Raw genomic sequence first — 18,863 nt, forward strand, 5'->3', positions numbered from 1 at the left:
GCGGGCAGCCGGACAGGCAGGATAAAGCGCATGCGAGAACCTGTGCTGGTGGCCTCGGACCTGGACGGCACCCTGCTCGGCCCCCTGGCGCACCTGAGCGAGCGCACCCGGGCCGCGGTGGCCGCGGTGCGCGCCGCCGGTGTCCCGTTCGTGCTCGCCACCGGCCGCCCGGCACGCTGGACGTACCCGGTCAGCGACCGGCTCGGCCTGGACGGCTACGCGGTCACCGCCAACGGCGCCGTCGTCCACCACCTGGGCGAACGCCGGGCCGCGCACAGCTGGCTGCTGGAGCCGGTCCTGCTCGCCGACGCCGCCTCGGCCCTGGCCAAGGCCATCCCCGGCTGTTCCTTCGCGGTCGAACTCGGCCCGGAGCACGCCCCCGACCACCCGGACGGCGTGTTCCTGACCGAGCTGGCGTATCCGGACGGCTGGCCGGAGTCCAACTGGCCGGGCGGCGCCCTGGCGCACGCGCCCCTGGCCGAGGTGCTGGGCCGTCCCGCGATCAAGCTCCTGGTCCAGCGCGCGGGCGTGCCCAGCGCGGAGCTGTGCCTGGCCGCGGAGGCGGTGCTGGCCGGCGCGGTGGACATCACCTACTCCAGCGGCACCGGCATGATCGAACTCGCCGCGCCCGGCATCAGCAAGGCCACCGGCCTGCACTGGATCGCCGAGCGTCTCGGCCTCAACCAGGCCGATGTGCTGGCCTTCGGCGATATGCCCAACGACCTGGACATGATCAAGTGGGCCGGGCACGGGGTGGCCATGGCCAACGCCCACCCCGACCTGCACTCCCTCGCCGACGAGGTCACCGCCACCAACGCCGAGGACGGCGTGGCCCAGGTCCTGGAACGCTGGTTCAGCTAGCCCAGGAAACGCCGATGGCGGCCACCCACCGGGTGACCGCCATCGGACACGAGCCGTTAGTTGCGGAGCATCTCCGCGACCAGGAAGGCCAGTTCCAGGGACTGCTGGGTGTTCAGCCGAGGGTCGCAGGCGGTCTCGTAACGACCGGCCAGGTCGGCGTCGGAGATCTCCTGGGCCCCACCGAGGCATTCGGTGACGTCCTCACCGGTCAGCTCGATGTGGATGCCACCAGGGTGGGTGCCGAGCTTGCGGTGCACCTCGAAGAAGCCCTGCACCTCATCCACAATCCGGTCGAAGTGCCGGGTCTTGTAGCCGGTGCTGGCCTCGATGGTGTTGCCGTGCATGGGATCGCACTGCCAGATGACCTGGTGGCCGGAGGCGGTGACCTTCTCCACGATGGGCGGCAGCACCTCGCGGACCTTGCCGTTGCCCATCCGCGAGATCAGCGTCAGCCTGCCGGGCACGTTGTGCGGGTCGAGCCGCTGCACGTACTCCACGGCCATCTCCGGCGTGGTGCCCGGCCCGATCTTGAGACCGATCGGGTTGGCCAGCAGCTCGGCGAAGGCGATGTGCGCGCCGTCGAGCTGGCGGGTGCGCTCGCCGATCCACAGGAAGTGCGCGGACAGGTCGTACAGCTTGGGGCTGTCTCCGCTGACGTCCATCCGCAGCATCGCGCGCTCGTAGTCCAGCACGAGCGCCTCGTGGCTGGCGTACAGCTCGACGGTCTCCAGGTTGTGGTCGGTGACGCCACAGGCCTGCATGAAGCGCAGTCCGCGGTCGATCTCGGCGGCCACCGCCTCGTAGCGCTCACCCGCGGGCGAGGAGCGCACGAAGTCCTTGTTCCAGTCGTGCACCCGGTGCAGATCGGCCATGCCCGCGCTGGTCAGCGCGCGGACCAGGTTCATCGCCGCGCCGGCGTTGGCGTAGGCGCGGACCAGCCGGGACGGGTCGTGCGCGCGCGCCTCCGGGGTGGCGATCAACGAGTTGACCATGTCGCCCCGGTAGGTGGGCAGACCCAGCGCGTCCGTGCCGGAGGAGCGGGGCTTGGCATACTGCCCGGCGATCCGGCCCACCTTGACCACCGGCATGGAAGCGCCGTAGGTCAGCACGATCGCCATCTGGAGCAGCGTCCGGATGTTGCCCCGGATGTGCGGCTCGGTGTTGTCGGCGAAGGTCTCCGCGCAGTCGCCGCCCTGGAGCAGGAACGCCTCGCCGCGGGCCACCTGGGCCAGGCGGTCGCGAAGGCGCTCGATCTCCGGCGGCACCGTGATCGGGGGAACACTCTCGAGCACGGCGCGGACGTTGCGGACCTGCTCGGGGTCGGGCCAGTCCGGCTGCTGGGCAGCGGGACGGGCGAGGGCGTCGTCGAGGCGGGTGCGCAATTCGGGCGGTAGGGGCGGCAACGCTGGCAGCGTGTCGACCGGCACGTCCACGGTCCAGTTCACGGCCTGAAGAGTACGCGGTGCTACCAGCCTCCTGACCGGTGGTACAGGACTCCCGATATCTGGAACGGAAACGTGAGAGCAGGCTCACCGAATCAATTCAGTTAGGTCAGGCTAACCTTAAGATAGAGGAGTCATCCACAGCTGAGGGAGAAGTTCATGCAGCGCCCGCTTCGGGTCGCGGTCGTCGGTGCGGGTCCGGCTGGCATCTACGCGGCCGACATCCTGGCCAAGTCCGACACCCCGGTCTCCATCGACCTGCTGGACAAACTGCCCGCTCCCTACGGCCTCATCCGCTACGGCGTCGCCCCCGACCACCCGCGGATCAAGCAGATCGTGCACGCCCTGCAGCGCGTGCTGGAACGCCCGGAGATCCGTTTCCTGGGCAACGTCAGTTACGGCACCGACCTCACCCTGGACGACCTGCGCCGCCACTACGACGTCGCGATCTTCGCCACCGGCGCCGAGAAGGACCGCGGCCTGAACATCCCCGGTGTGGACCTGGACGGCAGCTACGGCGCCGCCGACTTCGTCAGCTGGTACGACGGCCACCCCGACGTCCCGCGCGACTGGCCCCTGGTGGCCAACAGCGTCGCCGTGCTGGGCGTGGGCAACGTGGCCCTGGACGTGGCCCGCATCCTGGCCAAGTCCGCCGACGAACTGCTCACCACCGAGATCCCGGACAACGTTTACCAGGGCCTCAAGGCCAGCCCGGTCACCGACGTGCACGTCTTCGGCCGCCGCGGCCCGGCTCAGGCCAAGTTCACCCCGCTCGAACTGCGCGAACTCGACCACTCGCCCAGCGTCGAGGTCATCGTGCACCCCGAGGACATCGAGTTCGACCAGGGCAGCATGGCCGCCATCGAGAAGAGCAACCAGGTCCGCCAGGTGGTCAAAACCTTGCAGGACTGGGCCATCCGCGACCCCGGCAGCCGTCCCCGCCGCCTGCACCTGCACTTCCTGCACCGCCCGGTGGCGATCCTGGGCGACGGCGTGGTCACCGGCCTGCGCACCGAGCGGATGGAACTGGACGGCACCGGCGATGTCACCGGCACCGGCGCCTTCCGGGACTGGCCGGTCCAGGCCGTCTACCGCGCGGTCGGCTACCTGAGCACGCACCTGGCCGAGCTGCCCTTCGACCACGCCGCGGGCGTGGTGCCCAACGAGGCGGGCCGGATCCTCGACGGCGCGGACCAGTTCGACCGCGCCTATGTGACCGGCTGGATCAAGCGCGGCCCGGTCGGCCTGATCGGCCACACCAAGGGCGACGCGCTGGAGACGGTCAACAGCATCCTGGCCGACCTGCCCAACCTGGCCTCGGCCCCCGAACCCGCGCCGGAACGGGTGATCGACCTGCTCACCGAACGCGGCGTCGAGTTCACCACCCTTGAGGGCTGGAACCGGCTGGACACGCACGAACTCAAGCTGGGCCTGGCCGCGGGCCGGGAGCGGATCAAGGTCGTCTCGCGGGCGGAGATGGTCGCGATCTCCGCCGGGCAGCGGACCGCGCCGGTGCACTGAACGCACCAGCGGAGTGGAGCGAATGCGGCGCTCTCGCCATTGAGAGCGCCGCTGTCGGACTCAGCCGAAGAAGACCTCGGCCTCGGCGTACCGGTCCTCCGGCACGGTCTTCAGCTCAGCGGTCGCCTCGGACAGCTTGACCCGGACGATGTCGGTGCCCTTGAGCGCCACCATCACCCCGAAGTCGCCGTCGTTGACCGCGTCCACCGCGTGCAGCCCGAACCGCGTGGCCAGCACCCGGTCGTAGGCGGTCGGCGTGCCACCGCGCTGGGTGTGCCCCAGCACCACGGCCCGCGATTCCTTGCCGGTGCGGGCCGCGATCTCCTCGGCCAGCCAGGTGCCGATGCCGCCCAGCCGGACGTGCCCGAACGCGTCCTTCTCGCCGGTGATCAGGACCTCGGCCCCGTTCTCCGGCACCGCGCCCTCGGCCACCACGATGATCGGCGCGTACTCACGCTCGAACCGCCGCTGCACCCACTCGACGACCTTGTCCACGCTGAACGGCTTCTCCGGCACCAGGATCACGTTGGCGCCGCCGGCCAGCCCGGAGTGCAGCGCGATCCAGCCCGCGTGCCGACCCATCACCTCGACGACCAGCGCCCGGTGGTGGGATTCCGCGGTGGTCCGCAACCGGTCGATCGACTCGGTCGCGATGTGCACCGCGGTGTCGAACCCGAAGGTGTAGTCGGTGGCGCCCAGGTCGTTGTCGATGGTCTTGGGCACGCCGACCACGCCGATGCCGTCGTCGGTCAGCCGCTTGGCCACCCCGAGGGTGTCCTCGCCGCCGATCGCGATCAGCGCGTCGACCTGGTGCTCGGCCAGCGTCTTGCGGATCGCCTCGACGCCGCCGTCCACCTTGTACGGGTTGGTCCGGGAGCTACCCAGGATCGTCCCGCCGCGAGTCAGGATGTCCTCGACCTGATCCAGCCCCAGCGGCTTGGTGTGGCCCTCGATCGGACCCTTCCACCCGTTGCGGAAGCCCAGGAACTCGTGGCCGTAGACCTCGACTCCCTTGCGGACAACCGCCCGGATCACCGCGTTCAGCCCCGGGCAGTCGCCGCCACCCGTGAGCACACCAATGCGCATCTAGTGCCTCCTCGTCACGCCGGCCATGTGACCGTCGTCTCGCGTCACCGCCGAGTGTGCCGGTAGCTGGATCGGTGCAGCAAGCGGGGTGGCTAGAACCGGCAACATCTGCGGAACTTCCGCGAAACCGGCGGAACTAAGCCCGTGCGCTCAGCGGACCGCGAAGCCCTTCCGCTGCCGGGTCTGCTCCATGATCTGCCAGCGCTGGTGGTTGTGCCGGGCATCGGCGAGCGCGTCGTGCGCGTCCGCGGGCGGTCCGGGCAGCCGGGGCTTGCCCAGATCCTCCCAGCGCTGCCGCAGATCCCTGGTGAACCGGGGCAGCTCCTGCGGCAACGCCGGCATGGCGCCCCAGAGCTGGGCCAGCGCCACGTGGTCGTAGGCGGCGAACCAGGCCCACAGCTCGGGCTGGTTGTCCGACTCGGTCACGAAGTCCAGCAGCTCGCGGCGGATCTGAGCGCGGCTGCGCCAGTGCGGATCCGAGGGCGGGGGCAGCTGGTTGAGCACGTTCTGCCGCACCCACGGCCCGGCCCGGTCGGGATCGAACTCGGTGGACACGGCGTAGTACTCGCGGCCGTCCTCGCTCACCACCCCGATGGAGACGAGGTCGATGGTGACACCGTCCTCGATGAACTCACAGTCGTAGAAGAACCGCACCGGCCAAGGTTAGTCGCCGCCGTGGCCGACCCGCGCTCAGGCCGCCTTGCGCGCGGGCTTGGCCGCGGCAGGCGCGGGCTGCGGATCCTTGAGCTTGGCCGCGTAGACGTCCACGTACTCCTGGCCGGAGGTCTCCATCAGGGCGTACATGATCTCGTCGGTGATGGACCGCTCGATGAACCGGTCCCCGCCGAGGCCCTCGTACCGGGAGAAGTCCAGCGGCGGGAGCACCACGATCCGGATCTTGTGCGGCCGCCACATCTTGGAGCCGATCGGGTTCGCCCGGTCCGTGCCGATCATGATCACCGGCACCACCGGCACCCCGGCCTCCAGGGCCATCCGGGCCACGCCCGTCTTGCCCTTGTACAGCCTGCCGTCGGGCGAGCGGGTGCCCTCGGGATAGATCCCGAGCAGCTTGCCCTCCTTGAGCAGCCGGACGCCGGTGTCCAGGGCGGCCTGCGCGGCCACCGCGCTGGACCGGTCGATGGGCACCTGGCCGAGGCCGCCGAAGAAGGCGCGCTTGAACCGGCCCTTGACGCCCTTGCCGGTGAAGTACTCCCGCTTGGCCAGGAAGGTCACCCGCCTCGGCACCATCAACGGCAGGAAGAACGAGTCGGCCACCGCCAGGTGGTTGCTGGCCAGGATGGCCCCACCGGACTCCGGGATGTGCTCAAGGCCCTGAATGGACGGACGGAAGAACAGACGCAAGATCGGCCCGAGCAGGACCCACTTCATCACCCACCACAACACCGCGGAAAGCGCCTCCCTCAAAGCCCAGACCAGGCCGGTGTACTCCAGACTACGGAGCGAGTTCGACTGCGCACAACGGCAACGCACCCGTTGACGTGCAGTGGTGACCAGACACACCCATCTTGTTCTGCCGGTAGGGCTATCAGGACGCCTGCCGGAGGCGCCCCGGTCGTGGGACGATGGCGGATGATGAGCAACCGCGCGGAGGAGACCAACGGCCCGGAGGACGTCGACGCCGCCTTCGAGGCGATCGTCGCGGGGCTGCGCCGTGAGGGCAGCGCGCCGGAATGGCCGGAAAGCCCGGAGGCCGCGGCCAAGGCCGCCGAAGCCCCGGAGTCCACCGAGGCCGAACGCACGCCGCGCCCCGACCGCGCGGCCACCGTCGAGAAGGACGCCCCGCCGTCCCGGCCCCCGGCCCCGCCCGAGGAGGACGAGGGCCACTACGAACCCCCAGAGCCGCCACCGCTGCCGCCGATGCGCCGCACCACGGTCGCCTCGCTGGCCCTGATCGCCCTGGGCGTGCTGCTGTTCTTCGTGCACGGGCTGATCGGGATGCTGTGGAGCACCGCGTTCCCGCTGGGGCTGCTGCTGATCAGCGGTGGCATCGGCTGGCTGGTGGTCAACATGCGCAAGGGCCCGCCGCCGGACTCCGGCTGGGACGACGGCGCGCAGGTCTAGCTCGCCCGGTGTGGCGAGAGCCGGCTCACACGGCCGGCCGTAACACGGTGAACTACGCCACGAACTGGGCTTATCCGTTTGTGTACCGATTCAGCCGAGCCGTATTCTGAGACTCGTCAGAACCGATACAGACACGGAAGGCAGGTCCGGACTCCATGGATCAGCTCCAGGCCATGTGGCTCGCCAAGGCGCTCGCCGAGACGAGCTGGGCGCGTGAGCAGAAGCAGCACCGTCGCAACACCACCGGTGGCCTCCGCCGCCGCCTGTTCCGCCGCAGCGGCCGCTGACTCAGCCCCGCCTGACCGGCAGCGTCGCCGGTTCAGCCAGGCGTTTCCTCTTGCCGGACCCGTGCCTTCACGCCGGGTCCGTTGTCTTTTCGAAGGCTTTCCCGCAGCCGGGTCAGACCCGGGCGACCAGGTCCGCGGCCAGCGCCGCCGCGCCCACGATGCCGGCGTCGTCGCCGAGCTGGGCCGGGCGGATGCGCGCCAGCGGCCGGTGGCCTGCCCCGGTGACCTGCTTGGCGTAGTGCTCGCGGGCCTCGTCCAGGAACAGCGGCGCGGATTCGGACACCCCGCCGCCGATCACCACGACCTCCGGGTCGTAGACGTCGGCGACCAGGGCCAGGCCCTCGCCCAGCCAGCGGGCCAGTTCGGCGAAGGCCCGCAACGCCAAGGGGTCGCCCTCGCGGGCCGCCCCGGCCACCGCGCGACCGGTGACGGCGCGGCCGTCCCGGACGGGTTCGCGGGCCAGCACGGTGGACAGGCCAGGTTCGGTGGCCAGCAGTTCGACCGTGGTCGCGGCCAGCGCGGTGCCCGAGCAGTAGCGCTCCCAGCAGCCCCGTTTGCCGCACGGGCACGGGCGACCGCCGGGCACCACCCGCAGGTGGCCGAGTTCGGGGGCGACGCCGTGCGCGCCGCGGAAGACCTCGCCGTCGATGAGCAGCGCGCCGCCGATGCCCGTGCCCAGGGCGACCATCACCGCCACCCGGGCGCCGCGGGCGGCGCCGAAGCGGTACTCGGCCATGGCCGCGGCGTTGGCGTCGTGTTCGAGCACCACGGGCAGCCGCAGTTTGCGGGACATCCGGTCCGCGACCGGGGCCTGCCGCCAGGCCAGGTGCGGGGCGAAGCGCACCCCGCGCCGGTCCTCGGTGACAAAACCGGCCACGGCCAGGCCGACGGCGGACACTTCGTGCCGGTGGGTCAGCTGGGCCACCACCGAGCTGATCGCGTTCTCCAGCGCGTCCTGCCCGGCCGGGGTGGCGGTGCGGGCGGTGTCCAGCACGGATCCGTGGTTGTCGACGACTCCCGCGCGCACCGTGGTCCCGCCGACATCGATGCCGACAGTCAGCACTCCCGCTCCACGGTGATCCGCTGCACCCGGGGCGTGCCCGGCGGCGGTGCGGGCTGATCGGCAGGTGAGGACCCGGCGGCGGCCTCGTGCTCGGCGCGGGGTTCGGCCGGGGACGCGGGGACGCGTTCCTCCATGGCCGAGCGCAGGGTGCCGAGCAGTCCGGCCAGGTGGTCGGCGGCGCGCACGGCCAGCTCCGGCCGTTCGCCGCGGAGCACCGCGATGGCCGCGCACAGCGGGCACCAGCCGCAGTTGGCCGGGTTGTGTCCTTCCGGCGGCGCGTCGGCGGCGATCTTGCGCAGCCAGGGCACGGCGCGGTCGGCCACGGCGTCCAGCAACAGCCTGGCCTCCTCGGCCAGCCGGGTCTGTCCGTCGCCTGGGGTGTTCTGCTCGTTCATCGCCTCACCGCATCCAGAGCCGGGGGTCGGGCTGGAACCGCACGGTGAGTCCCTCGGACCCGGCCGCCGCCCCGGTCACCTCGCATCGCCGCAGCACCGCGGGCAGCGCGACCAGTTTGCGCCTGCCGTCCACGGTGACCACCAGATCATCGTCCACCCGCGCCAGGTCCACAGTGGACTCGGCCAGCAGCGGCAACGCCAGGTGCAGCTCGTACCTGGCCTCCAGGCCGCGGCCGGTGCCGCTGACCGAGACCAGCGGCGGCCGGGCGGCGCCGGCCAGGGGATCGCCCTCGCCGTACAGCTCGGCGGCCAGTTCCAGGAGAGCGGCCACGCCGACCGGTTCCTCGGCGCGGTGCTCGACGGTGCGCACCGGCACCTCGGTGGCCTCGTGCAGTTCGGCCAGCACGGTGTCCTGTTCGCCGCGCCGGGTGCGCAGCCACTGCGCGGCGGGCCCGCGACCGGCCGCGCCGAAGTCGGGCAGCACCCGGTTGGCGACCAGTCCGTCCACCCGGATGCCCTGCAGCGCGAGCGCGGTCAGCGTGCGCCGGGTCTCGGCGGTGACCACCCGCTCCGGCGTCAGCACCAGGCGGACGCTGGTGTGCTCGGGGCTGACCAGCAGGTCGCGCAGGGCTTCCAGGCGGATGGCGAGCCTGCCGAGGGCCTCGGCCGCGGCGTCCCACTTCTCCACGGTGGCGCTGCCCGCGACCCCGGCGAGCAGCCCGCGGACCACCCGGCGGTGCGTTGGGAAGAGTCGTTCCAGGTAGCCGGCGAAGGCCTCGGGCAGGGCGAGCAGGCGCAGCGTCTCGGCGGTGGGACCGCAGTCCACGATCACGGTCTCCCACGGGCCCAGGCGGGCGGCGCGTTCGACCTCGGCGAGGGCGAGCAGCTCCTCCACGCCGGGCAGCACGGTCAGCTCCTCGGCGTCCAGCTCGTCCACACCGGCCCCGGCGAGCACGGTGTGCAGGTGCCCGCGCAGCTCCTGCCAGGCCCCGTCGACCAGCCCGCGGGCGTCGATCTGCGCCGCGTACAGCCCGCTCGCGCCCTCGACCTCGGCCGGGGCGGAGGTCAGTGGCGCGCCGAGCGCGTCGGCCAGAGAGTGCGCGGGGTCGGTGGAGACGACCAGCGCCTTGTGGCCGTCTGCCGCGAGGCGGGCGGCCGTCGCGGCGGCGAGGGTCGTCTTGCCCACCCCGCCCTTACCGGTGAACAGCAGGACACGCACGAGGAACGATTCTCCGTGACGCGGGTTCAGCCGGTGCTCTCGACCCGGCGCTTGAGGTTCTTCAGCGCGATATCCATGATCATCTTCTCCGCCTTGCGCTTGAACAGCCCGATCATCGGGATGGCCAGCTCGACGGTGAGCGAGTAGGTGACCTTGGTGCCGGAACCCTCGGCGGCGAGCTGGTAGCGCCCGTTCTGGGCCTTCTGCATGGTGCCCTTGACCAGGTTCCAGCCCAGCGAGCGGTTGTCCTCGCTGTACTCGTAGGCGAGCACGTACTCGTCCTTGAACGCGCCGGCGTCCACCTTGAACCGGACCTGGCTCGGGCGGTCCGCGTCATCGGTGTCCAGCACCTCGACGGCCTTGAACTGGTCGGCCCAGTCGGGGTAGCTGACGAAGTCGGAGATCACCGCCATGATCTCCTCGGGCGAGGCGTCGATGACGATGGACTGGGTGGACTGGTCGGCCATGCCGGGGAGGTTACCGCGTTCGGGGGTCACCACCGCAGCACGTACGGCCGCTCCCGGCGCTGGAAATGACCCACGTTGACGCATTCGGTCCGCCCGATCCGGATCCGCTGGGCCAGCGGCTGGTGCACGTGCCCGAACACCGACCAGCGCGGCCGGTCCCGGTCAATGACCTCCAGGATGGCCCGGGAGCCGAACTCGGCCCGCCGCGCGATGACGTCGTAGGTCAGTTCGGCCCGCGCCGGAGGAATATGCGTGCAGAGCACGTCGACGGCGGTGAGATCGAGCACAGCCTCGGCGTGCTCCTGCTCCGAACGCAGGTAGGGCAGCCAGGGCGCCTGCTTGGGCAGGCTGGTGCCGGGGGCCAGCAGCGCCCCGCCGACAAAGCCGAACCGCAGCCCGCCGATCTCGGCCACATCCCCGTCGAGGACCTGGAGATCGGCCCCGGCGAACTCCTTCCACAGGTAGGGCAGGTCGACGTTGCCGGGGGTGGCGTAGGTCGGCGCGGTCATCGCGCCGAACATGGCCGCGTACTGCTCCCGCGCCGCCTCCTCGATCACCGCGCCCGCATCCGCCAGCCCGGCCCACAGCGACCGCACGAACGCCCCGGCCTCACCCCGCCGCCCGCCCTTGCGCAACTCGGCGAACTGGCGGACCTTCTCCGCACCGAAGACCGCGCCGAAGATCCCGCGCTCGTGCTGGTGGTAGTCGACGAAGTCCAGCAGGTCGCCGAGCACGACCAGCGCGTCCGCCCCGTCCCCTGCCCTGGCCAGCGCGTCGGCGTTGCCATGGACGTCGGAGACCACATGAACTCGCACACAACGACTTTAGGTCACTGTGTCGCGGTCGCTTCCGCCTTCGCGTTGCGCTCGAACTTCGACCAGGGAGTCCCCGCGCCCGCCCCGCAGTACTCGCAGTTCTGCCCGGAGAACAGCCCGCGCGCCTGCCCGTCCGCCATGAGCTGCCAGCGGAACCAGGCCGTCACCGGCCCGCGCAGGTCGAAGCTGGCCAGGTGCCCGGCGCCACGCAGTTCACCGAAGACCGCGGGCACCTGTCCCGCCCGCGCGTACTGGCTCCACACCACCGGCGAGCCCACCACGAGATCGTGCTGCCCCGCGGTGAAGAACGCGGGCCCACGCAGGTTCCCCGGATTGTTGAACGGCCCGCCGAACAGCGGCGCCACCGTGTCCACCCGCGGGTCCGCGCCAGCCCCGATCGCGGCCCCACCGCCGAGGGAGTGCCCGGTGGCGCCGACCCGGTCCAGGTCGACCTTGCCCGCGTAGACGCTGCCCGGCCTGGCGTTCTCGGCGGTGAGGTGGTCGAGTCCGGCGAGCAGCGGCTGGCCGGAACCGGACTGGCCCTCGCCCGCGGCGACGAGGAAGCCGTGCGAGGCGAAGTGGGTGAGCAGCGGGGTGTAGGCCGCGACGGTGCCGAGCGCGCCGTTGGCCCAGAGCAGGACGGGGTGCTTGGCGCAGCCGAGAGTGCCGAGGTTGGTGGGGCGGAACAGGGTGTGGCCGGTGCCGGTGGCGGCGCTGGTGACGGCGAAGGGGCCGGGGGCGGTCCAGTTGCCGTTGACCGAGGGGCAGGCGGTCGGCGCGGCGGCCACGGGGGTGATCACCGTGGTGGCCAGCAGTGCCGCGGCGACAGCGGCGAACCGCTGGAGAGTTCTCATGTGCCTTTGGTACTGGGTTTGCCGGGCAGGATCGACAGTGGCCGGACAAGAGGGGCCTGCGCTAGCCGAGGCGGTTCAGATCGACGGTGATCGGGAACGGCGCGCTGGTGCGGAAGGCGCCGGTGGCCCGAGACTCGTCCTGGTAGCCGAAGTTCTCGGTCAGGCGGCACGAGATCAGCGCAACGGGCTCGCCGACATCGAGAATCCAGTAGTGCGGGATTCCCGCATCGGCGTAGTCCTGGCGTTTGAGCACGTGGTCGGTCCGCCGGGAGCCGTGAGCCACGACCTCGACGGCGATCATCACCTCGTCAGCGCGGATCATGCCGCCCTCGGTTCGCACCCTGGGCAGGCACGCCTGGTCCACGACCACCAGGTCCGGCCGCCGGGACGATCCCGGCTGGTCCGCCGGGGCCAGCTCCAGGTCGATGTCGACCCGGCAGATCAGTTCGACACCCGCCGGTAGTTGCCTGGTCAGCTGGTCCGCGAACCGCTGTGCTGTCCGGGCATGCGTGAGGTCCTGGTTCGGCGACATCACCACCCGGCCCTCCTGGAGTTCGCTGTAGCCGAACTCGATCTCGCCCAGGGCCTGGTACTCGGCGATGGTCAGCAGGCGACCCAGCGCGGCACGGGCGAGCGCCGACCGGTCGAGGCTCACCGCGCGCCGCGGGAGTTCTCGTAGATCTCGATGTAGCGCTCCACCGGCACCTGGGCCACCACCTCGCCGATCAGGTCCAGCGGCAGGTCGGTCAGCTTCTTGAAGCGCACGCAGGATTTGCCCATGTTGAGCTTGCGCCCGGTCGCCTCGAACCGGGCCCGGAACTCCTCGGCCCCGTCCGCCGCGCCGTAGATCCCCATCAGGTACAGCGACAGGTACTGCTTCTGCGAGGCCAGCGCGACGTAGCCGAGCGGGTGGCCGTTGTAGGTCTTGGGATAGCGGCTCAGCGGGATGTGCCAGCAGATCATCCCGAAGTCCATGCCCTCGGCGTAGCCCTCGGGCAGGTTCGCCAGCACCACCTCGCGGACGGCGGCGACGATCTCGCGCCGGTCAGCCGGCAGTTCGGCCAGGTACTCCTCAACGGTGTCCGCGCTGCTCTGCATGCAGGCAGGCTAGGGCGCGACACCGACAGCGCGCCCGGCTTCCAGGAGGTCCTTCCAGGTGAACGCGACCTTTTTCTGCGCCCGCTGGCGGCGGACGGTCTCGCGCTGGGCCTCGCGCGGGGTGAACGGGACCTCGCCTGGCCGGTCGGCGCGCAGGAAGTAGTGCACCACGGTGCCGTCCAGCACGGCCTCCAGCCACAGTTCCATGGTGCCGGTGAGCGCGCCGGAGACCGTCCAGCGCAGGCCCTCGGCGCCGCGGTCGGCGTAGACAGACAGTTCCAGGTCCGGCCAGTACTCGCGCCAGGCGGCCGGATCGGCCAGGCTGGCGGCCAGGGTGGACGGCGGGACCGTGATGAAGAGTTCGTCAACCACGTCTACCGAGGACATGGGACGAAGCGTGCCATAACGGCCACAGGTGGGTTACGCCCTATTGTCACAGCGTCACAAAGAGCTAGGTTAACCCGTCAGTAACACCGTCCCCCCGTTAGCGAGGTTGACGTGCGAGAGTTCAGCGTCCCGGCCACCGCCACCGTGGCCGATGAGGAGAACCTCACCGACATGGTGCAGGCCAACGCCGAGCGGTTCGCCACAGCGGTGAGTTTCCGCAGACGGGTGGATGGCACCTGGCTGGACGTGACCGCCAAGGACTTCGCGGCCGAGGTCGTCGCGGTGGCCAAGGGCTTCATCGCGGCGGGCATCCAGCAGGGCGACCGGATCGGTCTGCTGTCCAAGACCCGCTACGAGTGGACCCTCTTCGACTACGCGATCTGGTTCGCCGGCGCGGTCAGCGTGCCGATCTATGAGACCTCGGCGGCCGCCCAGGTCGAGTGGAACCTGTCCGACTCGGGGGCGCGCGCGGTGGTCGTGGAGACCGCGGCGCACCGCAGCACCCTGGACGGGGTGCGCGGCAACCTGCCCGAGTTGAAGCACGTGTGGCAGGTCGAGGCCGGCGCGGTGGCCGAACTGGTCGAGGCGGGCAAGGACATCCCCGACGCCGAGGTGCACGCCCGGCGCGCGGCGGTCCGGGCCGATGACCTGGCCACCATCATCTACACCTCCGGGACCACCGGCCGCCCCAAGGGCTGCGAGCTGTCCCACCGCAACCTGCTCTCCGAGATCCGCGCCGCCATCTCCGCCTTCCCCACCCTGCTGCAGGCCGGGAACTCGCTGCTGGCCTTCCTGCCGCTGGCACACGTGCTGGCCAGGGTGCTGGCGGTGTGCGCGGTCTACACCCGCACCACGGTCGGGCACACCGCCGATGTGAAGAACCTGGTCGCCGACCTCGGCACGTTCCGGCCCACGCTGGTGGTCTCGGTGCCGAGGGTGTTCGAGAAGGTCTACAACGGCGCCAAGCAGAAGGCGCACGGCGACGGCAAGGGCAAGATCTTCGACCTGGCCGAGGCCACCGCGGTGGCTTACAGCGAGGCGGCCGACCACGGCGGCGCCGGGCTCGGGCTCAAGATCAAGCACGCGATCTTCGACAAGCTGGTCTACGTCAAGCTGCGCAACGCCCTTGGCGGCCGCTGCCAGGCCGCGGTCTCCGGCGGCGCGCCGCTGGGCACCCGGCTGGCGCACTTCTTCCGCGGCGTCGGCGTCACCGTCTACGAGGGCTACGGCCTCACCGAGACCAGCGCCGCGGCCTGCGTGAACACCCAGGACGCGATCCGGATCGGCTCGGTCGGCCGCCCGGTGGCCGGCACCTCGGTGCGCATCGACGAGGACGGCGAGGTGCTGATCAAGGGCGAGATCGTCTTCCAGCGCTACTGGAAGAACGAGCCTGCCAGCGCCGAGGCCATCCGGGACGCCTGGTTCCACACCGGTGACCTGGGCGAACTCGACGACGAGGGCTTCCTCAGCATCACCGGCCGGAAGAAGGAGATCATTGTGACCGCGGGCGGCAAGAACGTCGCCCCCGCGGTGCTGGAGGACCGGCTGCGGGCGCACCCGCTGATCAGCCAGTGCATGGTGGTCGGCGACCGGCAGCCCTTCATCGCCGCGCTGATCACGGTGGACCCGGAGTTCTTCCCGGCCTGGAAGAAGCAGCACGGCAAGGCCGAGGCCGCGACCGTGGCCGAGCTGAGCGAGGACGCGGACCTGCGCGGGGAGATCGAGGCCGCGGTGGCCGAGGCCAACCAGGCGGTGTCCAACGCGGAGGCGATCAAGAAGTTCCGGATCCTGCCGGTGGACTTCACCGAGGCCGGCGGCGAGCTGACGCCGAGTCTGAAGCTGCGCCGGAACGTGGTGAACGAGACCTACTCGACCGAGATCACCGGCATGTACAGCCAGAAATAAATATCGGGTGACCCGCGCTTCGTCCCCCTGTAGCGCGGGCCACCCGGCCCCCCTGGCAAGAAGATTGCCGGACGGCGCTGTCGTCTCGCTGACGTGTGGCTAACGCGGCGGCCTACAGTGTTCGGGGCACGCTCCACCCGGGTTTCATGGTGCCCGCAACCAGGGCACAGGGGGAAGGATTTGATGGAATCAGCGCCCAAGGAGGTGGTTTTCCGGCTTCTCGGACCGGTCGAGGTCCGCCGTGGCGGACTGCCGATCGAGGTACGGGCCGGAAAACACCGGGCGCTGCTGGCCACCCTGTTGCTGCGGGCCAACCAGGTGGTGCCGCTGGAGGAGCTGACCGACCGGATCTGGGGTGAGCACCCGCCCGCCCGCGCCCGCGGCACCCTGCAGACCTACGTGATGCGGCTGCGCCAGGCCCTGGGCGACGAACCCGGCCCCGACCAGCTCGTGCACACCCGGCCCGAGGGCTACCTGATCCGGCTCACCCCCGCCCAGCTCGACCTGTTCGCCTTCCGCGAGCTGCTGGCGCAGGGCCGGGCACTGGCCGCCCAGGATGATCCGGCGGGCGAGGCCGACCGGCTGCGGGCGGCGCTGGCGCTCTGGCGCGGCGAGGCGCTCACCGGGGTGCCCTCCGACGCGCTGCGCCGGGACGAGGCGCCCCGGCTGGCCGAGGAACGGCTGCAGGTCCTGGAGCGGCGGATCGAGGTGGACCTGCAGCTGGGCAGGCACACCGAACTCGCGGGCGAACTACAGCGGCTCACCGCCGAGCACCCGCTGCGCGAACGGTTCTGGCACCAGCTCATGCTCGCCCTCTACCGCTGCGACCGGCAGGCCGAGGCGCTGCGCACCTTCCACCAGGTCAGCGACACCCTGGCCGAGGAACTGGGCATCGACCCCGGTGAGGCACTGCGCCAGCTGCACCGGGCGATCCTGGTCAACGATCCCGCGCTGGCCGCGCCCTGCCCGGTCGACCCCGGCGCCCCCATCGCCGAGGCGCCGCGGGCCGGGGTGCCGCGTCAGCTCCCGCCCGACCTGGCCGACTTCGTGGGCCGCGAGCCGGAACTGACCCAGATCGGCGAACTGCTGGCCGGGGCGGCGCCGGGCACCGCGGCGCCGATCGTGGTGCTCTCCGGACCGCCGGGCATCGGCAAGACCGCGCTGGCCGTGCGGGCCGCGCACCGGCTCGGCGAGCGGTTCCCGGACGGGCAGCTGCACATCAACCTGCGTGGCCACGCCACCAGCAGGCCGATGACCGTGGCCGAGGCGCTCGCGCACTTCCTGCGGGTGCTCGGGGTGGCGCAGAAGCAGATCCCGGCCGAGATCGAGGAGCAGGCCGCGCTGTACCGGTCGCTGCTCACCGGCCGCCGGATGCTGGTGGTGCTGGACAACGCCGCCGCCGCCGACCAGGTCCGGCCGCTGCTGCCCGCCGAGGCACGCTGCGGGGTGCTGGTGACCAGCCGGGACGACCTGCGCGGGCTCACCGCGCTGCAGGGCGCGCGCAGGCTCACCCTGGAGGTGCTGGACCGGCCGGAGGCCCGCGGGCTGCTGGCCGCCATCCTCGGGCCGGAGCGGGTGGCCGCCGAACCCCTGGCTGCGGACGCGCTGGCCGAACTGTGCGCCCGGCTGCCGCTCGCCTTGCGGATCGCCGCGGCCAACCTGGTCAGCAACCCCCGGCACACCCTCGGCGGCTACCGGGACGAACTGCGCGCCGGCACCATCGCCGCGCTGAGCATCGACGGCGACGACCAGACCGCGGTGCACGCCGCCTTCGACCTGTCCTACACCGCGCTGCCCGCCGACGCCCGCCGCCTGTTCCGGCACCTCGGCCTGGTCCCCGGCCCCGACTTCACCGCCCAGGCCGCCGCCGCGCTGGCCGGGATCGACCTGGCCGAGGCGGACCGGCTGCTGGACCGGCTGGCCGCGGCCAACCTGGTCGGCCACCTCTCCGACCCTGCCCCGCGCACCGGACGTTTCCACTTCCACGACCTGCTCCGCCGCTACGCCCTGGACCTGGGCGAGGAAGAGGACTCCGGCGCGGACCTGGCCGCGGCCAGGCGGCGGCTGTTCGCGGCCTACCTGGCCGGCGCGGACCACGCGATCCGGCGGCTCTACCCCGACGCGCTGCTGCTGCCCAGGGACACCGAGGACGTCCCCGCGCCCGGGTTCGACACCGGTCCGGCCGCGCTGGCCTGGCTGGACACCGAACGCGCCAACCTGCTCGCCGCGGTGCACCACGCCGCCGACCACGGGCCGCCGGAGACCGCCTGGCACCTCATCGACTCGCTGCGGCTGTACTTCTACGCGCACCGGCACACCGCGGAATGGCTGGCCGCCGGGCACGCCGCGCTGCGCGCCGCCCAGCAGCACGGCGAGGTCGAGGCCGCCGCGACCATGCACCACAACATCGGCACCGCGCACAGCAACGGCGGCGACTACCAGCAGGCCGTCGAGCACTTCCAGCGCGCGCTGAGCCTGCGCGCCGGCCGGCCGCGCACGGTGGCCACCGCCAAGGCCACCGCCACCACGCTGAACAACCTGGGCATCGCGCACGCGGTGTTCGGCAGGCTCACCGAGGCCGCCGACCACCTGCTCCAGGCGGTCACCCTGCACCGCGAACTCGGCGCGGCGGCCCTGGCGCACAGCACCCTGGTCAACCTCTCCATCGTGCTGGCCGACCTCGGCAGGCTGCGCACCGCCGCCGCGCACCTGGGCGAGGCGCTGGACTTCTACGCCGACCACGGCTCCCGCTACGACCAGGCCAACACCCAGGAGGCGCTGGCCAGGGTGCACCTGGACCTGGGCGAGCACGCCGAAGCCGCCCGGCACGCCGAGGCCGCGCTGGCCAACGCGCGCGCGGTGGACGACCGGCGCACCGAATGCGACGCGCTGTGCACCCAGGCCGCCCTGCACCTGGCCGCCGGCGAGCACACCGCCGCGCTGCGTGCCGCCACCGGCTCACTCGGCCTGGCCCGCGACATCGCGCACGCCGGCACCGAGATCGACGCGCTGATCGTGCTCACCCAGGCGCACACCGCCGCGGGCGCCGCCGAGGAGGCACTGCACTGCGGCCGGGAGGCCGAACGGGTGGCCCGCGCGGCAGGCAGGCAGGTCAAGATCGGCCAGGCGCTGACCGCGCTGGCCGCGGCCGTGCTGGCCGGCGGCGGCGCGGGCGTGGCCCTGGCCACCGCACAGCAGGCCCTGGACCTGCACACCGAGACCGGGCACCGGCTCGGCGAGGCCCGCACGCTGCTGATCATCGCCGACGGCCTGGCCCTCGGCGCGGACACCGCCGCGGCCCAGTCCTACCGGCAGCGGGCCGACGCGCTCTTCGCCGAGTTGTGGGGGCGGCACCGGGAACCCGCTGGGGTCGAGTAGACA

The 18,863-nt window shown here is 71.8% G+C and carries 19 protein-coding genes; 6 read left to right on the forward strand and 13 right to left on the reverse strand.

Going from position 1 to position 18,863, the window contains the following annotated elements; all coding sequences use genetic code 11:
- The first annotated feature begins 30 nt into the window (after positions 1–30).
- Complete coding sequence (locus ACTOWY_RS22720; protein ID WP_441311673.1) at positions 31–861, forward strand: HAD family hydrolase; 831 nt, start codon at positions 31–33, stop codon at positions 859–861.
- A gap of 56 nt (positions 862–917) precedes the next feature.
- On the opposite strand, the gene ACTOWY_RS22725 is transcribed toward ACTOWY_RS22720, so the two are convergent.
- Positions 918–2,306 (reverse strand): class II 3-deoxy-7-phosphoheptulonate synthase, encoded by a 1,389-nt coding sequence (locus ACTOWY_RS22725; RefSeq protein ID WP_441311674.1) that lies wholly within the window; start codon positions 2,304–2,306, stop codon positions 918–920.
- 156 nt (positions 2,307–2,462) lie between these two features.
- On the opposite strand from ACTOWY_RS22725, the gene ACTOWY_RS22730 reads away from it, so the two are divergent.
- Entirely contained in the window at positions 2,463–3,824 is a 1,362-nt protein-coding gene (locus tag ACTOWY_RS22730; RefSeq protein ID WP_441311675.1) for an FAD-dependent oxidoreductase, read from the forward strand.
- A 60-nt stretch (positions 3,825–3,884) separates the two neighbouring features.
- Here the strand turns inward: ACTOWY_RS22730 and ACTOWY_RS22735 are convergent, their stop codons facing one another.
- The 3 genes from ACTOWY_RS22735 to ACTOWY_RS22745 form a co-directional block, all read right to left on the reverse strand.
- Complete coding sequence (locus ACTOWY_RS22735; protein ID WP_441311676.1) at positions 3,885–4,910, reverse strand: 6-phosphofructokinase; 1,026 nt, start codon at positions 4,908–4,910, stop codon at positions 3,885–3,887.
- A gap of 150 nt (positions 4,911–5,060) precedes the next feature.
- Positions 5,061–5,564, reverse strand: coding sequence for a polyadenylate-specific 3'-exoribonuclease AS (locus ACTOWY_RS22740; RefSeq protein ID WP_441311677.1), 504 nt, complete (start codon positions 5,562–5,564; stop codon positions 5,061–5,063).
- 36 nt (positions 5,565–5,600) lie between these two features.
- Entirely contained in the window at positions 5,601–6,314 is a 714-nt protein-coding gene (locus ACTOWY_RS22745; protein ID WP_247758910.1) for a lysophospholipid acyltransferase family protein, read from the reverse strand.
- A gap of 189 nt (positions 6,315–6,503) precedes the next feature.
- On the opposite strand from ACTOWY_RS22745, the gene ACTOWY_RS22750 reads away from it, so the two are divergent.
- Both ACTOWY_RS22750 and ACTOWY_RS22755 read left to right on the forward strand, forming a co-directional pair.
- Positions 6,504–6,992, forward strand: a complete 489-nt coding sequence (locus ACTOWY_RS22750; RefSeq protein WP_441311678.1) for a hypothetical protein — start codon at positions 6,504–6,506, stop codon at positions 6,990–6,992.
- 155 nt (positions 6,993–7,147) lie between these two features.
- Complete coding sequence (locus tag ACTOWY_RS22755) at positions 7,148–7,279, forward strand: hypothetical protein (RefSeq protein ID WP_282105624.1); 132 nt, start codon at positions 7,148–7,150, stop codon at positions 7,277–7,279.
- Between the two features lie 112 nt (positions 7,280–7,391).
- On the opposite strand, the gene ACTOWY_RS22760 is transcribed toward ACTOWY_RS22755, so the two are convergent.
- The 9 genes from ACTOWY_RS22760 to ACTOWY_RS22800 all read right to left on the reverse strand — a co-directional run bounded on the left by ACTOWY_RS22760 (position 7,392) and on the right by ACTOWY_RS22800 (position 13,577).
- Positions 7,392–8,342, reverse strand: coding sequence for an ROK family glucokinase (locus tag ACTOWY_RS22760; RefSeq protein WP_441311679.1), 951 nt, complete (start codon positions 8,340–8,342; stop codon positions 7,392–7,394).
- Positions 8,336–8,737 (reverse strand): hypothetical protein, encoded by a 402-nt coding sequence (locus ACTOWY_RS22765; RefSeq protein ID WP_441311680.1) that lies wholly within the window; start codon positions 8,735–8,737, stop codon positions 8,336–8,338. Before ACTOWY_RS22765 ends, ACTOWY_RS22760 begins: the two co-directional genes overlap by 7 nt.
- A gap of 4 nt (positions 8,738–8,741) precedes the next feature.
- Positions 8,742–9,956 carry a TRC40/GET3/ArsA family transport-energizing ATPase gene (locus ACTOWY_RS22770; protein WP_441311681.1) on the reverse strand — a complete coding sequence of 405 codons (1,215 nt, stop codon included), beginning with the start codon at positions 9,954–9,956 and terminating at the stop codon, positions 8,742–8,744.
- Positions 9,957–9,982: 26 nt separating this feature from the next.
- Positions 9,983–10,423 (reverse strand): SRPBCC family protein, encoded by a 441-nt coding sequence (locus ACTOWY_RS22775; RefSeq protein ID WP_441311682.1) that lies wholly within the window; start codon positions 10,421–10,423, stop codon positions 9,983–9,985.
- A 26-nt stretch (positions 10,424–10,449) separates the two neighbouring features.
- On the reverse strand, positions 10,450–11,238 hold the full coding sequence (locus ACTOWY_RS22780) for a metallophosphoesterase family protein (RefSeq protein ID WP_441311683.1): 789 nt from the start codon (positions 11,236–11,238) through the stop codon (positions 10,450–10,452).
- Positions 11,239–11,252: 14 nt separating this feature from the next.
- Positions 11,253–12,092 (reverse strand): poly(ethylene terephthalate) hydrolase family protein, encoded by an 840-nt coding sequence (locus ACTOWY_RS22785; RefSeq protein ID WP_441311684.1) that lies wholly within the window; start codon positions 12,090–12,092, stop codon positions 11,253–11,255.
- Between the two features lie 61 nt (positions 12,093–12,153).
- Entirely contained in the window at positions 12,154–12,747 is a 594-nt protein-coding gene (locus ACTOWY_RS22790) for a Uma2 family endonuclease (RefSeq protein ID WP_441311685.1), read from the reverse strand.
- Entirely contained in the window at positions 12,744–13,190 is a 447-nt protein-coding gene (locus ACTOWY_RS22795; RefSeq protein WP_441311686.1) for an iron chaperone, read from the reverse strand. The genes ACTOWY_RS22790 and ACTOWY_RS22795 overlap by 4 nt, the downstream gene beginning before the upstream one ends.
- Before the next feature lie 9 nt (positions 13,191–13,199).
- Positions 13,200–13,577 carry a polyketide cyclase / dehydrase and lipid transport gene (locus ACTOWY_RS22800; protein ID WP_247758850.1) on the reverse strand — a complete coding sequence of 126 codons (378 nt, stop codon included), beginning with the start codon at positions 13,575–13,577 and terminating at the stop codon, positions 13,200–13,202.
- Between the two features lie 111 nt (positions 13,578–13,688).
- Between ACTOWY_RS22800 and ACTOWY_RS22805 the strand changes: the two genes are divergently transcribed.
- Both ACTOWY_RS22805 and ACTOWY_RS22810 read left to right on the forward strand, forming a co-directional pair.
- Entirely contained in the window at positions 13,689–15,482 is a 1,794-nt protein-coding gene (locus ACTOWY_RS22805) for an AMP-dependent synthetase/ligase (RefSeq protein WP_441311687.1), read from the forward strand.
- 183 nt (positions 15,483–15,665) lie between these two features.
- A complete protein-coding gene (locus ACTOWY_RS22810; RefSeq protein ID WP_441311688.1) occupies positions 15,666–18,860 on the forward strand; it encodes an AfsR/SARP family transcriptional regulator in 3,195 nt (1,064 codons plus the stop codon).
- The last annotated feature ends 3 nt before the right edge of the window (positions 18,861–18,863 follow it).

It is taken from the genome of Crossiella sp. CA198 (assembly GCF_052078295.1).
Taxonomy (GTDB): Bacteria; Actinomycetota; Actinomycetes; order Mycobacteriales; family Pseudonocardiaceae; genus Crossiella.

Bases quoted from the DNA above. Each gene is read 5' to 3' on its own strand.
- ACTOWY_RS22720 (WP_441311673.1), top strand. From the start codon at position 31: ATGCGAGAACCTGTGCTGGTGGCCTCGGACCTGGACGGCACCCTGCTC.
- ACTOWY_RS22785 (WP_441311684.1), bottom strand. From the start codon at position 12,092: ATGAGAACTCTCCAGCGGTTCGCCGCTGTCGCCGCGGCACTGCTGGCC.
- ACTOWY_RS22735 (WP_441311676.1), bottom strand. From the start codon at position 4,910: ATGCGCATTGGTGTGCTCACGGGTGGCGGCGACTGCCCGGGGCTGAAC.
- ACTOWY_RS22800 (WP_247758850.1), bottom strand. From the start codon at position 13,577: ATGTCCTCGGTAGACGTGGTTGACGAACTCTTCATCACGGTCCCGCCG.
- ACTOWY_RS22765 (WP_441311680.1), bottom strand. From the start codon at position 8,737: ATGAACGAGCAGAACACCCCAGGCGACGGACAGACCCGGCTGGCCGAG.
- ACTOWY_RS22755 (WP_282105624.1), top strand. From the start codon at position 7,148: ATGGATCAGCTCCAGGCCATGTGGCTCGCCAAGGCGCTCGCCGAGACG.
- ACTOWY_RS22795 (WP_441311686.1), bottom strand. From the start codon at position 13,190: ATGCAGAGCAGCGCGGACACCGTTGAGGAGTACCTGGCCGAACTGCCG.
- ACTOWY_RS22750 (WP_441311678.1), top strand. From the start codon at position 6,504: ATGAGCAACCGCGCGGAGGAGACCAACGGCCCGGAGGACGTCGACGCC.
- ACTOWY_RS22810 (WP_441311688.1), top strand. From the start codon at position 15,666: ATGGAATCAGCGCCCAAGGAGGTGGTTTTCCGGCTTCTCGGACCGGTC.
- ACTOWY_RS22775 (WP_441311682.1), bottom strand. From the start codon at position 10,423: ATGGCCGACCAGTCCACCCAGTCCATCGTCATCGACGCCTCGCCCGAG.
- ACTOWY_RS22730 (WP_441311675.1), top strand. From the start codon at position 2,463: ATGCAGCGCCCGCTTCGGGTCGCGGTCGTCGGTGCGGGTCCGGCTGGC.